Origin of the sequence: Hoeflea phototrophica DFL-43 (assembly GCF_000154705.2) — a bacterium.
GTDB classification, from domain to species: Bacteria; Pseudomonadota; Alphaproteobacteria; order Rhizobiales; family Rhizobiaceae; genus Hoeflea; species Hoeflea phototrophica.
Window position 1 is genome coordinate 3,951,043 of sequence record NZ_CM002917.1, and the last position, 16,845, is coordinate 3,967,887.

17 protein-coding genes are annotated in these 16,845 nt (G+C 59.7%); 7 read left to right on the forward strand and 10 right to left on the reverse strand.

The window, feature by feature from the left end; genetic code table 11:
• Nucleotides 1-22: 22 nt before the first annotated feature.
• Nucleotides 23-1,060, reverse strand: a complete 1,038-nt coding sequence (locus HPDFL43_RS18670; protein ID WP_007198968.1) for a BMP family protein — start codon at nt 1,058-1,060, stop codon at nt 23-25.
• Between the two features lie 317 nt (nt 1,061-1,377).
• Between HPDFL43_RS18670 and HPDFL43_RS18675 the strand changes: the two genes are divergently transcribed.
• Nucleotides 1,378-2,538 carry an acetate/propionate family kinase gene (locus HPDFL43_RS18675; RefSeq protein WP_007198969.1) on the forward strand — a complete coding sequence of 387 codons (1,161 nt, stop codon included), beginning with the start codon at nt 1,378-1,380 and terminating at the stop codon, nt 2,536-2,538.
• 19 nt (nt 2,539-2,557) lie between these two features.
• Here HPDFL43_RS18675 and HPDFL43_RS18680 read toward each other — a convergent pair whose 3' ends face one another.
• From HPDFL43_RS18680 to HPDFL43_RS18715, 9 genes are read right to left on the reverse strand one after another with little or no spacing between them, the layout of a single operon-like run.
• A complete protein-coding gene (locus HPDFL43_RS18680) occupies nt 2,558-2,956 on the reverse strand; it encodes a CBS domain-containing protein (RefSeq protein ID WP_007198970.1) in 399 nt (132 codons plus the stop codon).
• A complete protein-coding gene (locus HPDFL43_RS22140; RefSeq protein WP_007198971.1) occupies nt 2,953-3,114 on the reverse strand; it encodes a hypothetical protein in 162 nt (53 codons plus the stop codon). The genes HPDFL43_RS18680 and HPDFL43_RS22140 overlap by 4 nt, the downstream gene beginning before the upstream one ends.
• 12 nt (nt 3,115-3,126) lie before the next feature.
• Nucleotides 3,127-4,104: an FAD:protein FMN transferase gene (locus HPDFL43_RS18685; RefSeq protein ID WP_007198972.1), complete on the reverse strand. Its 978-nt coding sequence runs from the start codon at nt 4,102-4,104 to the stop codon at nt 3,127-3,129.
• Between the two features lie 3 nt (nt 4,105-4,107).
• Complete coding sequence (nqrF, locus tag HPDFL43_RS18690) at nt 4,108-5,328, reverse strand: NADH:ubiquinone reductase (Na(+)-transporting) subunit F (RefSeq protein ID WP_040449339.1); 1,221 nt, start codon at nt 5,326-5,328, stop codon at nt 4,108-4,110.
• A complete protein-coding gene (gene nqrE, locus HPDFL43_RS18695; protein WP_040449341.1) occupies nt 5,325-5,924 on the reverse strand; it encodes an NADH:ubiquinone reductase (Na(+)-transporting) subunit E in 600 nt (199 codons plus the stop codon). The genes nqrF and nqrE overlap by 4 nt, the downstream gene beginning before the upstream one ends.
• The gene (locus HPDFL43_RS18700; protein WP_007198975.1) at nt 5,921-6,574 is read right to left on the reverse strand and encodes an NADH:ubiquinone reductase (Na(+)-transporting) subunit D; all 654 of its coding nucleotides are present in this window, start codon (nt 6,572-6,574) and stop codon (nt 5,921-5,923) included. Before HPDFL43_RS18700 ends, nqrE begins: the two co-directional genes overlap by 4 nt.
• 1 nt (nt 6,575) lies before the next feature.
• Nucleotides 6,576-7,376 (reverse strand): NADH:ubiquinone reductase (Na(+)-transporting) subunit C, encoded by an 801-nt coding sequence (nqrC, locus tag HPDFL43_RS18705; RefSeq protein ID WP_007198976.1) that lies wholly within the window; start codon nt 7,374-7,376, stop codon nt 6,576-6,578.
• A complete protein-coding gene (locus HPDFL43_RS18710; protein ID WP_007198977.1) occupies nt 7,369-8,187 on the reverse strand; it encodes an RnfABCDGE type electron transport complex subunit D in 819 nt (272 codons plus the stop codon). The genes nqrC and HPDFL43_RS18710 overlap by 8 nt, the downstream gene beginning before the upstream one ends.
• Nucleotides 8,184-9,446, reverse strand: coding sequence for a hypothetical protein (locus HPDFL43_RS18715; protein ID WP_084594719.1), 1,263 nt, complete (start codon nt 9,444-9,446; stop codon nt 8,184-8,186). Before HPDFL43_RS18715 ends, HPDFL43_RS18710 begins: the two co-directional genes overlap by 4 nt.
• Nucleotides 9,447-9,707: 261 nt before the next feature.
• On the opposite strand from HPDFL43_RS18715, the gene HPDFL43_RS18720 reads away from it, so the two are divergent.
• The 6 genes from HPDFL43_RS18720 (at nt 9,708) to HPDFL43_RS18745 (ending at nt 16,829) form a co-directional block, all read left to right on the forward strand.
• Nucleotides 9,708-10,748, forward strand: a complete 1,041-nt coding sequence (locus tag HPDFL43_RS18720) for a polyheme membrane-associated cytochrome C (protein WP_210165608.1) — start codon at nt 9,708-9,710, stop codon at nt 10,746-10,748.
• A gap of 122 nt (nt 10,749-10,870) precedes the next feature.
• Nucleotides 10,871-12,058, forward strand: coding sequence for a cation:proton antiporter (locus HPDFL43_RS18725; protein WP_007198980.1), 1,188 nt, complete (start codon nt 10,871-10,873; stop codon nt 12,056-12,058).
• Between the two features lie 238 nt (nt 12,059-12,296).
• On the forward strand, nt 12,297-13,391 hold the full coding sequence (locus HPDFL43_RS18730; RefSeq protein ID WP_040449343.1) for a TRAP transporter substrate-binding protein: 1,095 nt from the start codon (nt 12,297-12,299) through the stop codon (nt 13,389-13,391).
• Between the two features lie 112 nt (nt 13,392-13,503).
• A complete protein-coding gene (locus tag HPDFL43_RS18735) occupies nt 13,504-14,091 on the forward strand; it encodes a TRAP transporter small permease subunit (protein WP_040449344.1) in 588 nt (195 codons plus the stop codon).
• A gap of 33 nt (nt 14,092-14,124) precedes the next feature.
• Nucleotides 14,125-15,492 (forward strand): TRAP transporter large permease, encoded by a 1,368-nt coding sequence (locus tag HPDFL43_RS18740; RefSeq protein WP_007198983.1) that lies wholly within the window; start codon nt 14,125-14,127, stop codon nt 15,490-15,492.
• Nucleotides 15,489-16,829, forward strand: coding sequence for an amidase (locus HPDFL43_RS18745; protein ID WP_007198984.1), 1,341 nt, complete (start codon nt 15,489-15,491; stop codon nt 16,827-16,829). Before HPDFL43_RS18740 ends, HPDFL43_RS18745 begins: the two co-directional genes overlap by 4 nt.
• Nucleotides 16,830-16,845: the final 16 nt, after the last annotated feature.

Sequence of the window (16,845 nt, forward strand, 5' to 3'; positions counted from 1 at the left end):
TCCGGGCGCGCGTCCGCGTTCATCAGCTGGACTTGGGCTCTTCGTCGTTGATCTCGACCACGAAATCGCCGGCCTTGATCGCGGCTTCCCGCTCCATGGCAAGCTTCACCGCAGCGTCCGGCACCTTGCCCTCGAAAGTGCCGAGCGGTGCCAGCGAGCAGCCGCCTTCCTTCATGAAGGAGTAGACGCCGTAATTGTCAGCCTTGAAGGAACCCGCCTTGACCATCTCGATGGCCTTGTCGAGCGTTGGCTCGAAGTGCCAGATCGCCGAGGCGACGACGGTGTCGGGATAATCTGCCTGGGTGTCGATCACATTGCCGATCGCCAGAATGCCTTTCTCCTTGGCCGCATCGGACACACCGAACCGCTCCGCGTAGAGAACATCAGCACCGGCATCGATCTGGGCGAAGGCAGTTTCCTTGGCCTTCGGCGGATCAAACCAGGAGCCGATAAAGGCCACCTGGAAAGTTGTGTCGGGTGCAGTTTCGCGAACGCCTGCCATGAAGGCATGCATCAGCCGGTTGACCTCGGGGATCGGGAAGCCGCCGACCATACCCATCTTGTTGGTCTTGGTCATGGCGCCTGCGATGATGCCGGAAAGGTAGGACGCATCCTGAATGTAGTTGTCAAACACGGCAAAGTTGGGCGTGTCATCCTTGGGCAGGAAGCTCGAGCCCATCAGATAGGCGGTTTCAGGATAATCGCGCGCCACCTGGCGTGCGGCATCCTCAACGGCAAAGACTTCGCCTATGATCAGGTCGTGACCGGCTTCCGAATATTCGCGCATGACGCGCTCGTAGTCATTGTTCGAGGTGTTTTCCGAAAACACATACTCGATGTCGCCACGCGCCACCGCCGCATTGGCGGCCAGGTGAATGCGGCTGACCCACTGCTGTTCCACCGGTACGGTGTAGATTGCAGCGACCTTCAGCGGCCCTTCAGCGCGCGCCTTGCCGATGAGACCCGGCATGGAAAGCGCTGCTGCACCGGCCGCCGCGCCGGCGAGCACCTGGCGGCGTTTGAGAAGAGAAAGTGGATTGGAAGTCTTGATTGTGGGCATGGCTGACGCTCCTGTTGAACTGTGATGATGGCTGTACCCGTTATTATTTTTGACCAAACGATAAAACGCCTTTGCGGTCTTGGCAAGACACTGAATCAATCTTACAAAAACACCACTTACGGTCGCTACTATGCTCCCGATTGCACGCAATCCTGCGGTCAGCCAACCGGGCCAATTGGCCACATCAGATCAGGCCAGTCGCCAATTGGGGTTGCACATTTGCCCCAGTCGGGCACAACAGCAATGGTGTATCGGAGGCGACACCATCTCCGTCATGGACCGCCTGTCCGCGCGCCATCTGAAAGGATCGGACCAGTATGACCATTGGCGATCAGCGCAGCCTGTTGGCTCTCAATTGCGGCTCCTCTTCGATCAAGTTCGCACTGTTCACGCCAGGGCTTGAACGAACACTCTCAGGCCTGATTGAGGCCATCGGCCGGGGGCAGACACCACGGCTCAGTATATCAGGAGAGGAAGCACGGCAATTTGGCGCGACTGACCAAGGCCATGCCGACCTGCTTCCAAGACTGATCAATGACATCATATTGCCCCATGCAGGCCAGATTACCGGTATCGGCCACCGTGTTGTCCATGGCGGCGAAAGGTTTGGCGCGCCGGTTCGCATCGATGTGGCAACCAGGCAGGCCATCGCCGAACTGGCACCGCTTGCGCCCGGCCATCAGCCTCACAACCTCGCAGGCATCGATGCAGCCGCCGCAGCACTGCCCGGCGTCGGACAAGTGGCCTGCTTCGACACCGCGTTCCACACCACGGTGTCAGCGGTGCGCCGTGAAATGCCCCTGCCCCGAAGCTACGCCCGGCAGGGGCTTCTGCGCTACGGCTTTCACGGGCTGTCCTATCAGCATGTGGCTGCAAGCCTGCCCGCGCTTGGACTGTCCCAGGGACGGGTGATCGCCTGTCACCTGGGCAATGGCTCCTCGATCTGCGCCATGATGGATGGCCGCAGCGCCTGGACGTCGATGGGTTTCACCCCGCTCGACGGCCTGATGATGGGCCAGCGTCCGGGCAGGCTCGACCCCGGCGCGGTTCTATGGCTTGTTGACCAGCACCAGGGCGACACCGCCACCGTGAACAGTTTGCTCAACAAGCAAAGCGGGCTTTCCGGCGTTTCCGGATTGTCAGGCGACATGCGCACCCTGCTGGCAAGTGATTCCGCCGATGCAGCCTTCGCAATCGAGATGTTTGTCGACAGGCTGGTGCAGGAAATCGGAACCGCCGCGGCAAGCATCGGTGGTTGTGACGCCATCGTTTTTTCCGGCGGCATCGGCGAAAACGCGGCCCCGATCCGCGACAGGACACTCGAGTGTCTCAGCTGGCTCGGTTTTGATTGCGATCCCGAGGCGAACAAAGCTGCGGCGCAATGCATCACCACGCCAGACAGCTCACGCCACGCCTACATCATCGCGGCCGACGAGGAGCATGTGATCGCCGAAGCCGTGGCGCGAATGCTCGGTTGAAACACACGCATGACCTTGGTTACTGCCAATTGCCGGCCAGGGCTTCGAGCAGGTCTGATCGGCTGATCTGGCCGACAAGGCGTCCCTCCGACATCACCGGAAACCGCCTGAACGAACTTGCGAGAAAGGCTTCCGCAGCCTCTATCAGGTCGAGTTCGGCGTCGAGCGTCTGCACCTCTGTCGACATGTAGCTTACTACCGTATCACCCCACTCACGATAGTAGCTCGCATGCAGCGCTGCCTTCAGACAGTCCTTCTTTGACAAGACCCCGACCAGATGCCCGGTGCGATCAACCACCGGCGCACCGGAGATGCGGTGGTCAATCAGCATGTGCATCGCCCGGTTTATCTCCATCTCGGGCGCCAGCGTAATCAGCTCAGTGGTCATGTAGCTCTTGATCCGAGGACGTCCGGTCATTGGCCATCTCCCTTGCGGCATCCGCTGCAGGAGAGCCCCTTGGCGCAGGCAAGCCCGCCGCAAGACCCCTTGAGCGGCGGCCGGCCGAACATAACCCCGATGCCAAGCCCGGCGAGAGAGAGCCCGATCAGGCCAAATGCAAGCAGAAAAGTTCCCATACCCTCGCGCTCCTAAGCCAAAATATGGCGGTCAAAATCCACCGTCATGGTTTCACGCCAGCCATCACCATCCTGATTGAGGAACAGGGCCGAAATTCCGTTCTCCTCCGCAAACACCGGCCCTGTATCCGGGCCCATCACCATCAGCGCCGTCGCCAGCGCATCCGCGCGCATGGCCGTCTGCGCCAGGACCGAAACAGAGGCTGGAGCGGCATTCACCGAACGCCAGGCCCGGGGCTCGATGAGATGTGTCAGACCGTTGGCACCGAACTCAATACCCTGCTGGCCGGTTCCGGAGGTTGCCAAAGCCAATCCACCGGGTTCGATCACGCTGTAAACCGCACCCGCCGGACCATCCGGCCTTGCGATTCCGGCACGCCAGGCTCTTCCTTCCGGATGTTCGCCAAGAGCGCGAACCTCGCCTCCGAGCTCCGCAAATGCCGAGGCAATCCCGATCCAGACCAACTCTTCGATAATCCGGTCCAGCGCATACCCCTTGGCTATCCCGCACAGATCAAGCGTCAAGCCGGAGGCTGATTTTCGCAGCCCTTCCGCCCCGGCTGCGATATCACCGGGCAGCCCCCGCGCACCGCTGATCGGTCCAAAGCCAAGACGGCCTACAAGCGGACCAACGGTGGGATCAAATGCGCCGCCTGTGACCTGCGATATCCTGAGAGCTTCAGACGCGACAACAGCAAGATGCCTTGAGCACCGCTGCCAGTTGGCCGCGTTCGACCGGTTGAACCGGGACAACTCGGATTGCGCCAGATAGGGCGACATCGCCATGTCGGTCTCGGCAACGATTGCAGCCACCAGTGCGCGCACCTGCCTGGCATCGGCTGCCGCCGGCACGACCACACGCCAGCTGCTCCCAAAGGCTCGACCACTGAGTGTCGTGACACCAGCATAAGCAGGCGATCTGCCAAGTCCGGAGGCAACGGCGCCCACTGTTGCAATCGAGAACAAGAAGCTGCGGCGTGTGATGCGCATGGCTCAGACTCCGAAATCGTCGGTGAAGATGTGAGATGGATCGACGCCGGCATCATCAAGCATCGCCAGCACCGCGCGGATCATCAATGGCGGGCCGCACAGATAATACTCGCAGGCTTCCGGCGCCGGGTGATCGCGCAGATAGTCCTCCCAGGCGATCATGTGAACAAAACCGCTGCGGCCTGACCAATGGTCCTCGGGCCGCGGATCCGACAACGCGACCGTCCAGCTGAAATTCTGATGAGCCTCCGCCAGACTGTCGAACTCCTCCTGATAGGGAAGGTCGGCCTTGTTGCGTGCGCCATACCAATAGCTGATGCGGCGACCGCTCTTAACACGCTCGAGCTGGTCGAAAATAATCGCCCGCAACGGCGCCATGCCAACGCCACCTCCGATGAACACCATCTCGGCCTCACCCTGCTGCGCACGGAAGCTGCCGAAGGGTCCCGAAACATCCACCCGGTCACCAGGCTTGAGCGCAAACAGCCAGGAGGAAACGATGCCCGGCGGTGCGTCCGGCACCGAAGGTGGCGGCAGTGCCAGCCGGATATTGAGCACGATCCGCCCGGCTTCGGTGTCCTCGGGACGGTTCGACACGGAGTAGGCCCGCGTCACATCCTCAGCACTGGTGACCTTGAGCGAACGCAATGTCGCCCAGACAGCCTTGTGCGCCTCGGGGACATCTATCCGGGAGTAGTCACACTCGAAAGCCGGCGCGGTGACCTGCACGAAGGAACCAGCCTCGATCCCGACACTCATGCCCTCGGGTTGCCGCAGCACGATTTCGCGGATCAGGGGCGTGAGCGCGCGCACGGTTTCGACCTTGCAGACGAAGCTCTCAGCCGCCATCAGATCATTGTCGACCTCAACCTGAAGATCGCCGCGAAGCACCACCTGACACGCCAGATGAACACCGTCTCGCAGGTCCGATTTGGTCAGCCTTGCGGTTTCGGTCGGCAATGGCGGTGCACCGCCATCAACGATTTTGACCTTGCACAGCCCGCATGTCCCGGCGCCGGCGCAGGCCGACGGCACCAGAATGCCATTGTCGTTCAGTGCTGCCAGCAGCTTTGTCCCGGTCCGGGTCTCCAACTCGGTCGAGCGGTTGACGGTCAGAGTCGCGGGACGCGAGGGGGAAAGAACCGAACGCGCCAGCATCACCGTCAACGCCAGCGCCAGCACAATCAGGGTCAGCAGCAATGTGCCCAGAACAATCTCGGTCATGGCGTCACCGCCGCGAATGCGGAAAAGCCGAGCGACATCAGACCGGTCACGATGAAGGCGCTAGCCAGCCCTTCCACACCCCGCGGCATATCGGAATATTTAAGCCGCTCCCGGATGGCTGCAAAGGTGACGATCGCCAACGCCCAGCCAAAGCCGCTGCCCAGACCATAGACCAGCGATTCCTGGAAATCATAGCGCCGCTCGACCATGAAGAGACTGCCCCCCAGGATCGCGCAGTTGACGGTGATCAGAGGCAGAAAGATTCCGAGTGCCCGGTAAAGCCGAGGCGCGAAGCGATCGAGTGTCATCTCGAGGATCTGCACCATGGCCGCGATCACACCGATGAAACTCACAAGCTTCAGAAATGTCAGATCCACATCGGGCAAACCTGCCCAGCCCCAGGCCCCCTCGATCAGCAGCAGGCTGAAGATCAGATAATTCACCGGAACCGTGATCGCCTGAACCACGATGACCGCAAGCCCCAGACCAAGCGCCGTCTCGACGCGCTTGGAAACGGCCAGAAAGGTGCATATCCCGAGGAAGAAGGAGAGCGCCAGATTCTCCTGAAAGACGGATTTGACAAGAATCTCGATCATGGCCGCCGATCCTCGGGTTCATCCAACCGGAATTCAGGGCGCTCAGCCTGGTCGGGACGCCACACCCGCACCAGCCAGACAACAAGTCCCAGGATGAAGAATGCGCTCGGCGCAAGCTGCATCAGGCCCAATGGCTGAAACCAGCCACCCTCGGCAACCGTCAGAACCATTGGCACGCCCATCAGGGCGCCGGTGCCAAAGAACTCACGCAACGTGCCTACGCTGATCAGGATCAGGCTGTACCCCAGGCCGTTGCCAAGACCGTCGAGCACACTCGGAATTACAGGGTTGCGCATGGCAAAGGCTTCAGCCCGTCCAAGCACAAGACAATTGGTCACGATCAGGCCGACAAAAATCGACAAGCGCTTGCTCATTTCAAACATGAAGGCCTGGAGAAACTGGTCGATGACGATGACGATCGACGCCACGATGGTGATCTGCACGATAAGCCGGATCGAGGGCGGTATGTGATTGCGCATCAAGCTGATCACCGCGCCCGACAGACACAGCACGATCGTAAGGGCAACCGACATGGTCAGCGCTGTTGACAACGTGGTGGTCACCGCCAGCGCCGAGCAGATCCCGAGGATCTGCAGCGTGATCGGATTGTTGCCGATCAGCGGCGAGAACAGATGGTGCCTCAATGACATCTTACAGGCCCTCTTCTTCAAGACGCGCAAGGAAGGGGCCGAACCCGTCTTCACCAAGCCAGAACCGGAGCAAATTGGTGATGCCGTCGCTGGTTCTGGTTGCCCCGGAAATCCCGTCCACTTCATAGGGTGTCGAAGCACCGCCACGCACGAGCTCGATGCGAAGGACACCATCTCCGTCGGCAATCATCTTGCCTGGCCATTGCGCCAGGAACTCCGGTTCCTCGATGCGGGCACCAAATCCGGGCGTGTCGCCCTGCTCGACAATTGCCAGTGCTGCAACGGTGTTGAGATCCGCCTCCAGCGCGAGGGCCGCGCGAATGGTGGATTGATACCCCGCACCATAGACCGGCAGCACAACCAGCATCAGCTCCCCCTCCTTGGCGAGCAGATAGACCGGTGACTGCCTGGCACGCCGTTTGATCCCGGCGAGATCGGCCTCCGGCGCCAGCGCAACACTCGCATCCGGGTCCTGCAACGCAGCATCAAGATCGAAGTCAGCGCTGTCTGTGCCGGTGGCAAAGCTGCCGTCATCGAGATTGACCAGACGGGTTTCAAGCGTATCGACACCGCTTTCAAGCATCAGCTCCCGCATGGCAGGAAGTGTATCGAGCATCCGGTCCAGCCGCGCCTGACGCTCGGCAGCGCGATTGGCCTCCTGATAGGGTTTGAGCGTGACCGCAGTCACCGACACTGCAGCCGCACTGAACAGCGCGACCAGGATTGCCATGCCGATGATTTTGACCCGGTCATCATTGGGTCGGGCAAAAAAACCTCGGATTGGAGCAAACGGATCAGCCATTCTTGACCCTCCGGTGCCGGACGTTCCATTCCACAACCAGATAGTCGATCAGCGGTGCAAAAATACTTGCGAGCAGTGCCGCGAACACGATCGCGGTTGGAGACACCCCCGGTCCACTGATCGTGTCAAAAAGCACGATCAAGCCACCCGCCAGGATGCCGTAGGCCCAACGGCCCGGATTGGTTGAGGCTGTCACAACCGGATCCCCAACCAGAAAAACCAGGCCAAAAGCGATTCCAGCGCAGGTCTGCCAGGACCCCGATAGCCCGCCATCCCAAAGACCGGGCAAGATCACGACAAGTCCGGCTGTCAGAAGCACCCGCCACGATACCAATCCGCCAACAAGCAGGACGAGAGCCCCCGGGATGACCGTCAGCCCGAGGCCTTGTCCGGCCCCTGAAAGCTGAACCCCCGGAAACGAAAAGACGAAAAAACCCAGCGCCGCCGCTGCTGCAGAAAGGAAGCCGTAGCCCCGGCCACCAAACACCAGTTCGCCAAACACAACACCGAAGCTCACCGCCAGCGCCACTTGCCACAACGCGGCATCCGCCGGTGCCATCACAGCGAAGATCAGAGCAACACTTGCGCCATGCCAACTCGGCGCCCGGCCTCGCAGCAGGGCGAAGGCAAGCTCCCAGCCCAGGCTGACGATCAGAGCCGCGATCAGCACCGCGAGTTGCCCCGCACCGCGCTCGAGCACAGTCACCGCGACCGGCGGCACAAGCGCAATCAGCTGAATCAGCGTAATCCCTGCCGGGGTCCATGACGGCCGTTGGAGCCGACGGCGCCGATCAAGAAGCCAGCCTGTCATGCGTCCTCCGCCAGTTCATCAAGCACATGCCGCAGCATCTGGCCGTAGTCGGCACCGCTGGTGGAAACCATCGAAAGGGCAGCGAGATCCTCTTCGGTCATTTCGAGACAACCAAGCTTTCGCGCGGCATCGCTATCACCGACACTCAAGGCACGCATCAACGGCACCACCGGCACACCAAAGCCCAGCGCCCGCTCAAGCGCCGCTGTTGGGATCAGTGCTGCGGGACTTTGCTGTGATGGAGAAAGCCAGGCCTTGAGGCCGCGATTGGGCGAAGCGCGGCGGGCTGGCGCGGCTTTGCAAAGCGTGACTTGCTGATGATAGCGCCCAAGCCATGCCGCTGGTCGGCCACTGACGGGAGACCCTGACACAACGGCAACATCCGGCTCTGCGTTTCCCGACCGGGTTTCTCCGGCAATCAACTCGGTCAGACTTGCGCCGGCCAGGGTCCTGATCAGCCGCGGGCTGCTTGCCTGAGGGCCGGCCAGCGATATCACCCGTGTCGGGTTGACCACGCCGGTCTCAAGCCATTCTCCGATGGTTGCGACATCCTGATAGCCCACGGTCCAGACCATGCGCCCTGCTCGCACCGGATGCAGCCGGTGGATATGATGACCCGCAAGTCCGGTCAGCGGGCCTGAGGCAAATTGCGCAATGCGGATCCGGTCTTCAAGCCCGGACACCAGATCCTTTCCCGGCGGCTGGCACAGAAAAACCGGGCCTTCCGTCAAAAGCATCAGCGCCTTGATGCCCCGGCCGAACGCGTCCTCACGACCTTCGAGAACCACACCCGCATCAGGGGCTTGGGCATTGTCACCGGTCGCGGTCACAAAGATCGTATCCGCAACGGCGTCAGGCGTGGGGATTCGTCCGAAGGGCCGGGTTAGAAACGATGGCCACAACCCGGCAGCCAGGAGAGCGGCACGCAGATCTGCAGCAGTGCCGGCATCCACAGAGGCAGGCTTGGGCGAGGCTGCGTGGCGCGCAAGCCGGATCACCAGCGCAGACAAGGTTCGCCGCGGACCATAGGTGATCGACTCCACCGTACCGCTCACCGGAGCAGCGAAGACCACGTCCGGGTGGGAGCGATCATGAAAAACCGGTTGCCCCTGGAGCACCTCGCTTCCCTGCTCGCAAAGCATTTTCGGCCGAAGCCCGGGAACGTCTACCCCGAGAATCGCCACCCGGCCAATCTCCGCACCCGTCCTTATGCTCTGCACAGGCGCAACGGCGCGTTCTGTCTTGAACCATGGAAACACGAATGACCCCTAGTCTCGCTGCAGAAGGGCCGCCACAGCATTTGTGTGATGCCTGGCACCCAAACTGTGCCGACACTAGCAGGGTGAAAACAACACGCGTTGAGCGAGATCAATGCGGCAGACGGCAACCAGCGCCATAGTGATTGGGTGAAACTGCATCCAGACATGCCGGATACATCAATCTGACTAAACCACTGGAGGTCCACCTTGCCTATTTTCCGAAACAGCTTCTTAGCCTTGGGCGTCGTTTTCTGCGCCTCTTTGGCCACACCAGCAGCACAAGCCCAGGATCAGTCGCCACTCACGTCAATCGTGGAAGACTGGATCGCATCGCCACACGGCAACCGGGCATCCGAGTCCTTCATACACTGGAACGCTGATGGCGCCGTCCCCGAGAACTGCGCCACATGCCACTCCGGCCCCGGGCTGATGGATTTTCTTGGCGCTGACGGATCCATGGCCGGCAAGGTGGATGCTCCCGCACCGACCGGATCGCCAATTGATTGCGTGGCCTGCCACAACAAGGCCGCCAGCGAAATCGAGCAAATCACATTCCCCTCCGGAGAGATGGTGACCGAAACCGGTTCCTCGGCGATCTGCATGGTTTGCCACCAGGGCCGTGCATCAGCCGATGCAGTCAACGCGGCTGTCGACGGGATGGATGACGACGTCATCAATGGCGATCTGGGTTTCATCAATGTCCATTACAGCGCTGCAGCCGCCACCCTGTTTGGTGGCATTGTGCGCGGTGGCTATCAGTATGACGGCAAGGTCTATGCCGAAAAATTTGCCCATGTGCCGGACTTCAACTCCTGCACGACCTGTCACGAGCCTCACACCACAAAGACTGTTGCGATCGATCAGTGCACCACCTGCCACGAGGACATCGACACTGCGCGGGCCATTCGGACAACTCCGGGTGATTTTGACGGAGATGGTGACGCAAGCGAAGGCATCAGCGCCGAGATTGCCACCTTGCACGACAAGCTCGGCGACGCGATCACGCTTTACGGATCAGAGCTCGCAGGCCAACCCATCGTCTACGACTCTCATGCCTATCCCTATTTTTTCAACGACACCAATGCAGACGGCACATCGAATGGCGATGAAGCCGCCTTCCCGAACAGATATCAGAGCTGGACACCGCGCCTGCTGCGTGCTGCGTACAATTATCAGTTCGTCTCCAAAGACTCTGGCGCCTATGCGCACAATCCGCGCTACGCCATGCAGATCCTGTACGACAGCCTCGAAGATCTGGCGGCCAGCACGGACGGTGACATGTCCGGCATGAATCGCCCTTAAGCAATGCCCTTGAGCATCGTCAACCGAAGACCCCAGCCCGGAACCCTGACAGGCGTTCCGGGCTGTTGTTCTGGAAGGCAAGCACCGCAGCAGGATAAACAAGCCCCGGCCGGAAAAAACTGATGGAGAATTCGGAGGTACTCGTCGCCATCGGCGTTTTGTTGCTGCTCGGTCTTGCGCTCGACAGCGTCGGACGCATTGTTCACGTTCCGCGCGTCACCTTGCTGATCCTCCTGGGCGTGGTAATCGGACAGCCGGTTCTCGATCTGCTTCCCGACGCTTTCGCAGGCTCGGATGAAATCTATGCGCCCACCGCCCTGACAATGGTGGCTTTTCTGCTTGGCGGATCGCTGACAACCCAAACACTCAGGAACCATGGGCGCGAAATCCTGATCATCTCGCTGGCCCTGGTGATCGTCTCGGTGATGCTGGTCGCTGGCGGCTTATGGCTGCTCGGCCTGCCGGCAGGATTTGCGGTCATTCTGGGAAGCCTTTCGGCTGCCACCGACCCTGCTGCCACGCACGACGTTGTTCGCCAAAGCAATGCCCGCGGCCCCTTCATTACCAGCATTCTGGGCATTGTCGCCATCGACGACGCATGGGGGTTGATCGCCTTTTCCATGGCACTTGCGGTTGCAGGGATTCTTCTGGATTCGAATGCAACCGAAGCGCTTGCCCATGGCGCCATGGAAGTCAGCGGTGCAATCCTGCTCGGCCTCGTGATAGGTTTCCCGGCCGCTTATTTGACCGGCAGGATCAAGCCGGGCGAGCCGACATTGATAGAGGCCTTGGGCTTGGTGTTTTTGTGCTCCGGCTCTGCGCTTTACTTCGGAGTTTCATTCTTGCTGACCGGAATGGTCTGCGGCGCGGTGATCGTCAATTTCGCGCGCCATCACGACCGCCCGTTTCACGAGATCGAACGGATCGAATGGCCCTTCATGCTGCTGTTCTTCGTCATGGCCGGCGCATCGCTCCAGATAGGAAACCTTGCAAAAACCGCCTGGATCTTCCTCGCCTATTGTGCACTGCGCATTCTTGCGAGACTGATTGGCGGTTGGATAGGTGGCCGTGTCGCCGGGATGCCCGATCGTCAAAGCCGCCTGACCGGTATCGCCCTGATGCCTCAGGCCGGCGTCGCCATCGGCATGGCGCTGGTTGCCAGTGAACGCTTCCCAGAAATCGGCGAAGATCTGCTCACCATTGCGGTGGCCAGTACGATTGTGTTCGAGCTTGTTGGTCCCTTCTTCACCCAATACGCCATTCGCGAAATCGGCAATCGGCAAACCCCGGAATCGGCCAGCTCCAGTTGAACCAGGTTCTTACTCTGTGCACCAATTCAACCGACCAGAGTCCAATGCCGCGACTTCTCAACAGACGGAAACACCCAATATATGGCTATTGTCTTTGGTGCATGCGAATGCAAGTATATGTCACGCTGTCATGCCGTTTCGGCCGGTAAAGGAGTTTCCTGAACCAACCAGAAGGTGCCGAGATCCTGGAGGAGGATCAAAGGCGGCAGGCGACAGTGGTAGTTCCGTGGGAGGAAACATGACTAACTCACTAAACCGCAGAAGATTCCTGCGTGGGTCGGCAATGGCCGGCGCCGCAGCACTCGCAACGCCGGCCATTGCACAAAATGCCGGAACCACCCTGAAGATGCAGGCAGCCTGGGGCGGCGGCATCTTCCTTGAGAACGCCCAGTCGTTCGCTGCACGGGTCAACGAGATGTCCGGCGGCTCACTGACAATCGAAGTTCTTTCGGTCGACGCCGTGGTCAAGACCAGCCAGATGCAGGACGCGGTGCACCGCGGTGTTCTGGACGCAGCCCACTATGTGCCAGCCTATTGGTACGGCAAATCCAAGGCGGCCTCGCTGTTTGGCACAGGACCGTGCTTCGGCTGGTCCAGCCAGGAAGTGCTGGGCTGGATTTACGCAGGTGGCGGTCAGGAATTGTTCGATGAACTGATGGATACCCTGCGCCTCAACGTGGTTTCGTTCTTTAACTCTCCAATGCCGGCCCAGCCGCTTGGCTGGTTCAAGGAGGAGATCAAGGATGCATCGCAGATGACGGGCCTGAAGTACCGCACCGTCGGTCTGGCTGCAGACGTTCTGCTGGAAATGGGCATGTCGGTGGTTCAGCTTCCAGGTGGGGAAATCCAGCCGGCCATGAAATCCGGCCTGATCGATGCGGCCGAATTCAACAATCCGACTTCGGACCGTGACTTCGGCATGCAGGACGTTTCCAAGCACTACCATCTTGCGTCCTATCACCAGAGCCAGGAGTTCTTTGAGGTCACCATTAACAAGGACAAGTTCAACGCATTGGCGGCTGAGCATCAGGCGATCATCAGGAATGCATCCATGGCGGAAAACTCCGGATTCTACTGGGGCAACACCAAGCGTTATTCTGACGATCTGCTGAAACTGCAGGAAGCCGATGGCGTGAATGTGTATCGCACGCCGGACTCGGTGATGGCGGCGCAGTTGGAAGCCTGGGACAAGGTGACATCGCGCATTGCCGCAGACGATCCGTTCTTCGCCAAGGTGATGGAATCGCAAAAGGCTTACGCCAAAAATGTGATGAACTATCTCAACCTCAATCAGCCCGACTACAAGCTGGCCTACAACCACTACTTCGGCTGATCGAAGTCTAGAAAAAGCAAGATGTCCGGGGGTCCCTGAGATCTCCGGATATCATACGCTTTAGGGGTGTGCCGATAAACGGCCCGGCCGTCTGTTGGGGGAAAGCAATCAGATGAAATTTGTTCACGCTGTAGAGGGTCTGAGCCTCTGGGTTGGTCGCGCCTTTGGATGGTGCATCATGCTTCTTACACTCTCGGTGACGTACGAAGTTTTCGTGCGTTACGTGCTCAATGCCCCTACCGTCTGGGCGTTTGACATGATGATCCAGATGTATGGCGCGCTGTTTCTGATGTGCGGAGCCTATGCTTTGGCGCAGGACACGCATGTGCGCGCCGACGTGGTCTATCGGCTGTTTCCGGTCAAGGTGCAGGCCGGACTGGATTTCTTCCTCTACTTCATCTTCTTTTTCCCAGGCATTCTGGCGCTGGTCTGGTTCGGTTATGAAATCGCCTCGGACAGCTGGCGCTACAAGGAAGTCAGCTTCAACAGCCCGGCCAGCATCCAGATCTATTTCTTCAAATCCTTGATCCCTGTTTCAGGCGTATTGCTGATGATCCAGGGCGTCGCTGAGCTGGTCCGCTGCGTCATTGCAATGCGCACCGGTGCTTGGCCGGAACGGCTTGCTGATGTCAAGGAAACAGAAGACCTGCTGACCGAAGCCGATATGGAGCAGATCCGGTCGGTCATTCCTGGCAAATAACAAGTCGCATGGCGCTGTGAGAAAGATAAAAAGATGACAAATCCTGAAGTCGCCCTGCTGATGCTCGGCCTGTTCATTTTTCTGGTTTTGCTGGGTTTCCCGATTGCCTTCACTCTTTTGGCGATGGGGGTTGCGTTTGGCTATTATGCCTACCACCAGGGTCACCCGATCGAGACATTCGGCGACATCTTCAACAACAACATCTTCTACCTGCTGAACCAGAACACCTATTCGGTGATGGAGAACCCGACCCTCGTGGCGATCCCGCTGTTCCTGTTCATGGGATATGTGGTGGAGCGCGCCAACATCGTCGACAAGCTGTTCTTCTCGCTCTACATGGCCGCACGCAACCTGCCAGGCAGCCTGGCCATTGCAGCCCTGCTGACATGTGCGGTGTTCTCGACGGCATCCGGCATCGTCGGAGCCGTGGTCACGCTGATGGGCCTTCTGGCTTTTCCGGCCATGGCCAACGCCAACTACAACAAGAGCTTTGCGTCGGGCGTAATTTGTGCCGGCGGTACGCTGGGCATCCTGATCCCGCCATCCATCATGTTGATTGTCTATTCGGCCATCGCGGATCTGTCGCCATTGCGGCTCTATGCAGCCGCAGTGTTCCCAGGCCTGCTGTTGGCCGGGCTTTACATCGTCTATGTGATCGTTCGGGTCTGGATAACGCCAAGCCTGGCCCCCAAGCCACAGATGGAGGACGTGCCCCCACCGCGTCAAATCTACTGGAACCTGTTGGTCAGCTTTGTGCCCCTCACGGTGCTCATCGCACTTGTGCTTGGTTCCATCCTTGGCGGCCTGGCGACGCCGGCCGAAGCTGCCGCCATGGGCGCGATGGGTGGTATGGTTCTGGCTGTGCTCTACCGGTCGATGACATGGACCAAACTCAAGGAAAGCGTGTTCCTGACCGCCAAAGCCACCGCAATGGTTTGCTGGCTCTTTGTCGGTTCCTGGACCTTCGCGTCAGTCTTCTCCTATCTCGGCGGGCACGACATCATCGCCCATTGGGTTGGAGGGATGGACCTTGAACCATGGCAGTTCCTGGTCCTGGCCCAGATCATCATCTTCCTGCTGGGCTGGCCGTTGGAGTGGTCGGAAATCCTGATCATCTTCGTGCCGATCTTCCTGCCTCTGCTCGAAGTGTTTGGTGTGAACCCCTACTTCTTTGCAATGCTGGTGGCGCTCAATCTGCAGACCTCATTCCTGACGCCGCCCATGGCAATGTCGGCCTATTACCTAAAAGGGGTGCTCAAAAAGCAGATCGAACTCATGGAGATCTTCCGTGGGATCATGCCCTATCTCGGCATCGTGATCCTTACCATGGTCATCATGTACCAGTTCCCGGGCATTGCGCTCTGGTTCCCTGACTACCTCTTCGGCACCTACATCCCATGAGGGTCGATCCTTCATCCCTGACGGCGCAAGAGGCCGCCAGTCTGATCGATAAGGGTGCAGTGAGCTCGGTTGACCTTGTCAAGGCTTGCCTGGCCAGGATCGAACAAAGCGGGCCTTCCATCCAGGCCTGGGCGCATCTTGATGCGGACAAGGCATTGAGTCAGGCCGCCGAGATGGACCGGATACGCCGCGCGGGATTTGCCCTCGGCGCCCTGCACGGCATTCCGGTGGCGTTGAAGGATATCGTCGACACTGCCGATATGCCGACCGAGCGGGGCACGCCGATCTTCAAAGACCGGCAGCCCGATAGGGACGCTGCGATTGTCGAGCGGTTGCGCGATGCCGGAGCGGTGATCATGGGCAAAACCGTGACCACCGAGCTCGCCTTTCTCAATCCCAGTCATACGCGCAATCCGCACAACCCACAGCACACGCCGGGAGGTTCGTCGAGCGGCTCGGCGGCTGCGGTCGCGGCCCATCACGTACCACTGTCAATCGGCACCCAGACCAACGGCTCGGTAATACGGCCCGCATCTTTCTGTGGCGTCTACGGCTTTAAACCCAGCCGCGGCATCATCTCCAGACGCGGGATTCTTCAAACCTCCGTCTCGCTCGATCAGGTCGGCGTCTTTGCCCGTTCACTGGGTGATGTCGCCCTGCTTTCCGATGCCCTCGGCAGCTACGACCAGAGCGATCCGGTAAGTTTTCCACGGCCCCGTCCCGCGATGGCGAGGGGTGCCGCAGAAGAGGTTCCGGTCGAACCGGATTTGGCCTTTTTTGACATGCCGTTTCACGATCGCCTTTCCGCTGACGCCCGAGAGGGACTTGATGCAGTGATCGAAGTCCTGGGCAGCCGTGTCTCACGGATGCAGCCGGCTGATACAATGGCCGAACTGGTTGCGGTGCAGGCAACCATCCATGAATATGAAATCTGCATGCATCTTGCTGAGAGCTTTGATGCCCACTGGGATCAGGTGAGCCCGATGCTCCAGGGCGTTGTCGAGCGTGGGCGGCTGATAACCCAGGCTCAGTACCAAGACGCACTGGCGGTAAAATCATCGGCTGAAGCGTTCTTCGCGGACTTCTTCACTGATTTCGATGCCATCATTGCACCGAGCGCCGCAGGCGAAGCACCACCTCTCGCCGATGGCACGGGAGACCCGATTTTCTGCACGTTGTGGACACTGGCTGGCCTGCCGTCGGTCACATTGCCTTTGCTTGTTGGTGAGAACAGCTTGCCCATCGGCGTGCAGCTGATCGGACCCGCCGAGAAAGACGACCGACTTCTCAGAACGGCCAATTGGCTGCAAACCAGACTGGCATCTGAATCCGCTTAGAGACCCAAGGAGACGA

Coding starts and splice junctions, on each gene's coding strand:
- HPDFL43_RS18725 (WP_007198980.1), top strand. CDS start 10,871: ATGGAGAATTCGGAGGTACTCGTCGCCATCGGCGTTTTGTTGCTGCTC.
- HPDFL43_RS18700 (WP_007198975.1), bottom strand. CDS start 6,574: ATGTCATTGAGGCACCATCTGTTCTCGCCGCTGATCGGCAACAATCCG.
- HPDFL43_RS22140 (WP_007198971.1), bottom strand. CDS start 3,114: ATGGGAACTTTTCTGCTTGCATTTGGCCTGATCGGGCTCTCTCTCGCC.
- HPDFL43_RS18685 (WP_007198972.1), bottom strand. CDS start 4,104: ATGCGCATCACACGCCGCAGCTTCTTGTTCTCGATTGCAACAGTGGGC.
- HPDFL43_RS18710 (WP_007198977.1), bottom strand. CDS start 8,187: ATGACAGGCTGGCTTCTTGATCGGCGCCGTCGGCTCCAACGGCCGTCA.
- HPDFL43_RS18680 (WP_007198970.1), bottom strand. CDS start 2,956: ATGACCGGACGTCCTCGGATCAAGAGCTACATGACCACTGAGCTGATT.
- HPDFL43_RS18740 (WP_007198983.1), top strand. CDS start 14,125: ATGACAAATCCTGAAGTCGCCCTGCTGATGCTCGGCCTGTTCATTTTT.
- HPDFL43_RS18745 (WP_007198984.1), top strand. CDS start 15,489: ATGAGGGTCGATCCTTCATCCCTGACGGCGCAAGAGGCCGCCAGTCTG.
- HPDFL43_RS18670 (WP_007198968.1), bottom strand. CDS start 1,060: ATGCCCACAATCAAGACTTCCAATCCACTTTCTCTTCTCAAACGCCGC.
- nqrE (WP_040449341.1), bottom strand. CDS start 5,924: ATGATCGAGATTCTTGTCAAATCCGTCTTTCAGGAGAATCTGGCGCTC.
- HPDFL43_RS18675 (WP_007198969.1), top strand. CDS start 1,378: ATGACCATTGGCGATCAGCGCAGCCTGTTGGCTCTCAATTGCGGCTCC.
- HPDFL43_RS18735 (WP_040449344.1), top strand. CDS start 13,504: ATGAAATTTGTTCACGCTGTAGAGGGTCTGAGCCTCTGGGTTGGTCGC.
- HPDFL43_RS18730 (WP_040449343.1), top strand. CDS start 12,297: ATGACTAACTCACTAAACCGCAGAAGATTCCTGCGTGGGTCGGCAATG.
- nqrF (WP_040449339.1), bottom strand. CDS start 5,328: ATGACCGAGATTGTTCTGGGCACATTGCTGCTGACCCTGATTGTGCTG.
- nqrC (WP_007198976.1), bottom strand. CDS start 7,376: ATGGCTGATCCGTTTGCTCCAATCCGAGGTTTTTTTGCCCGACCCAAT.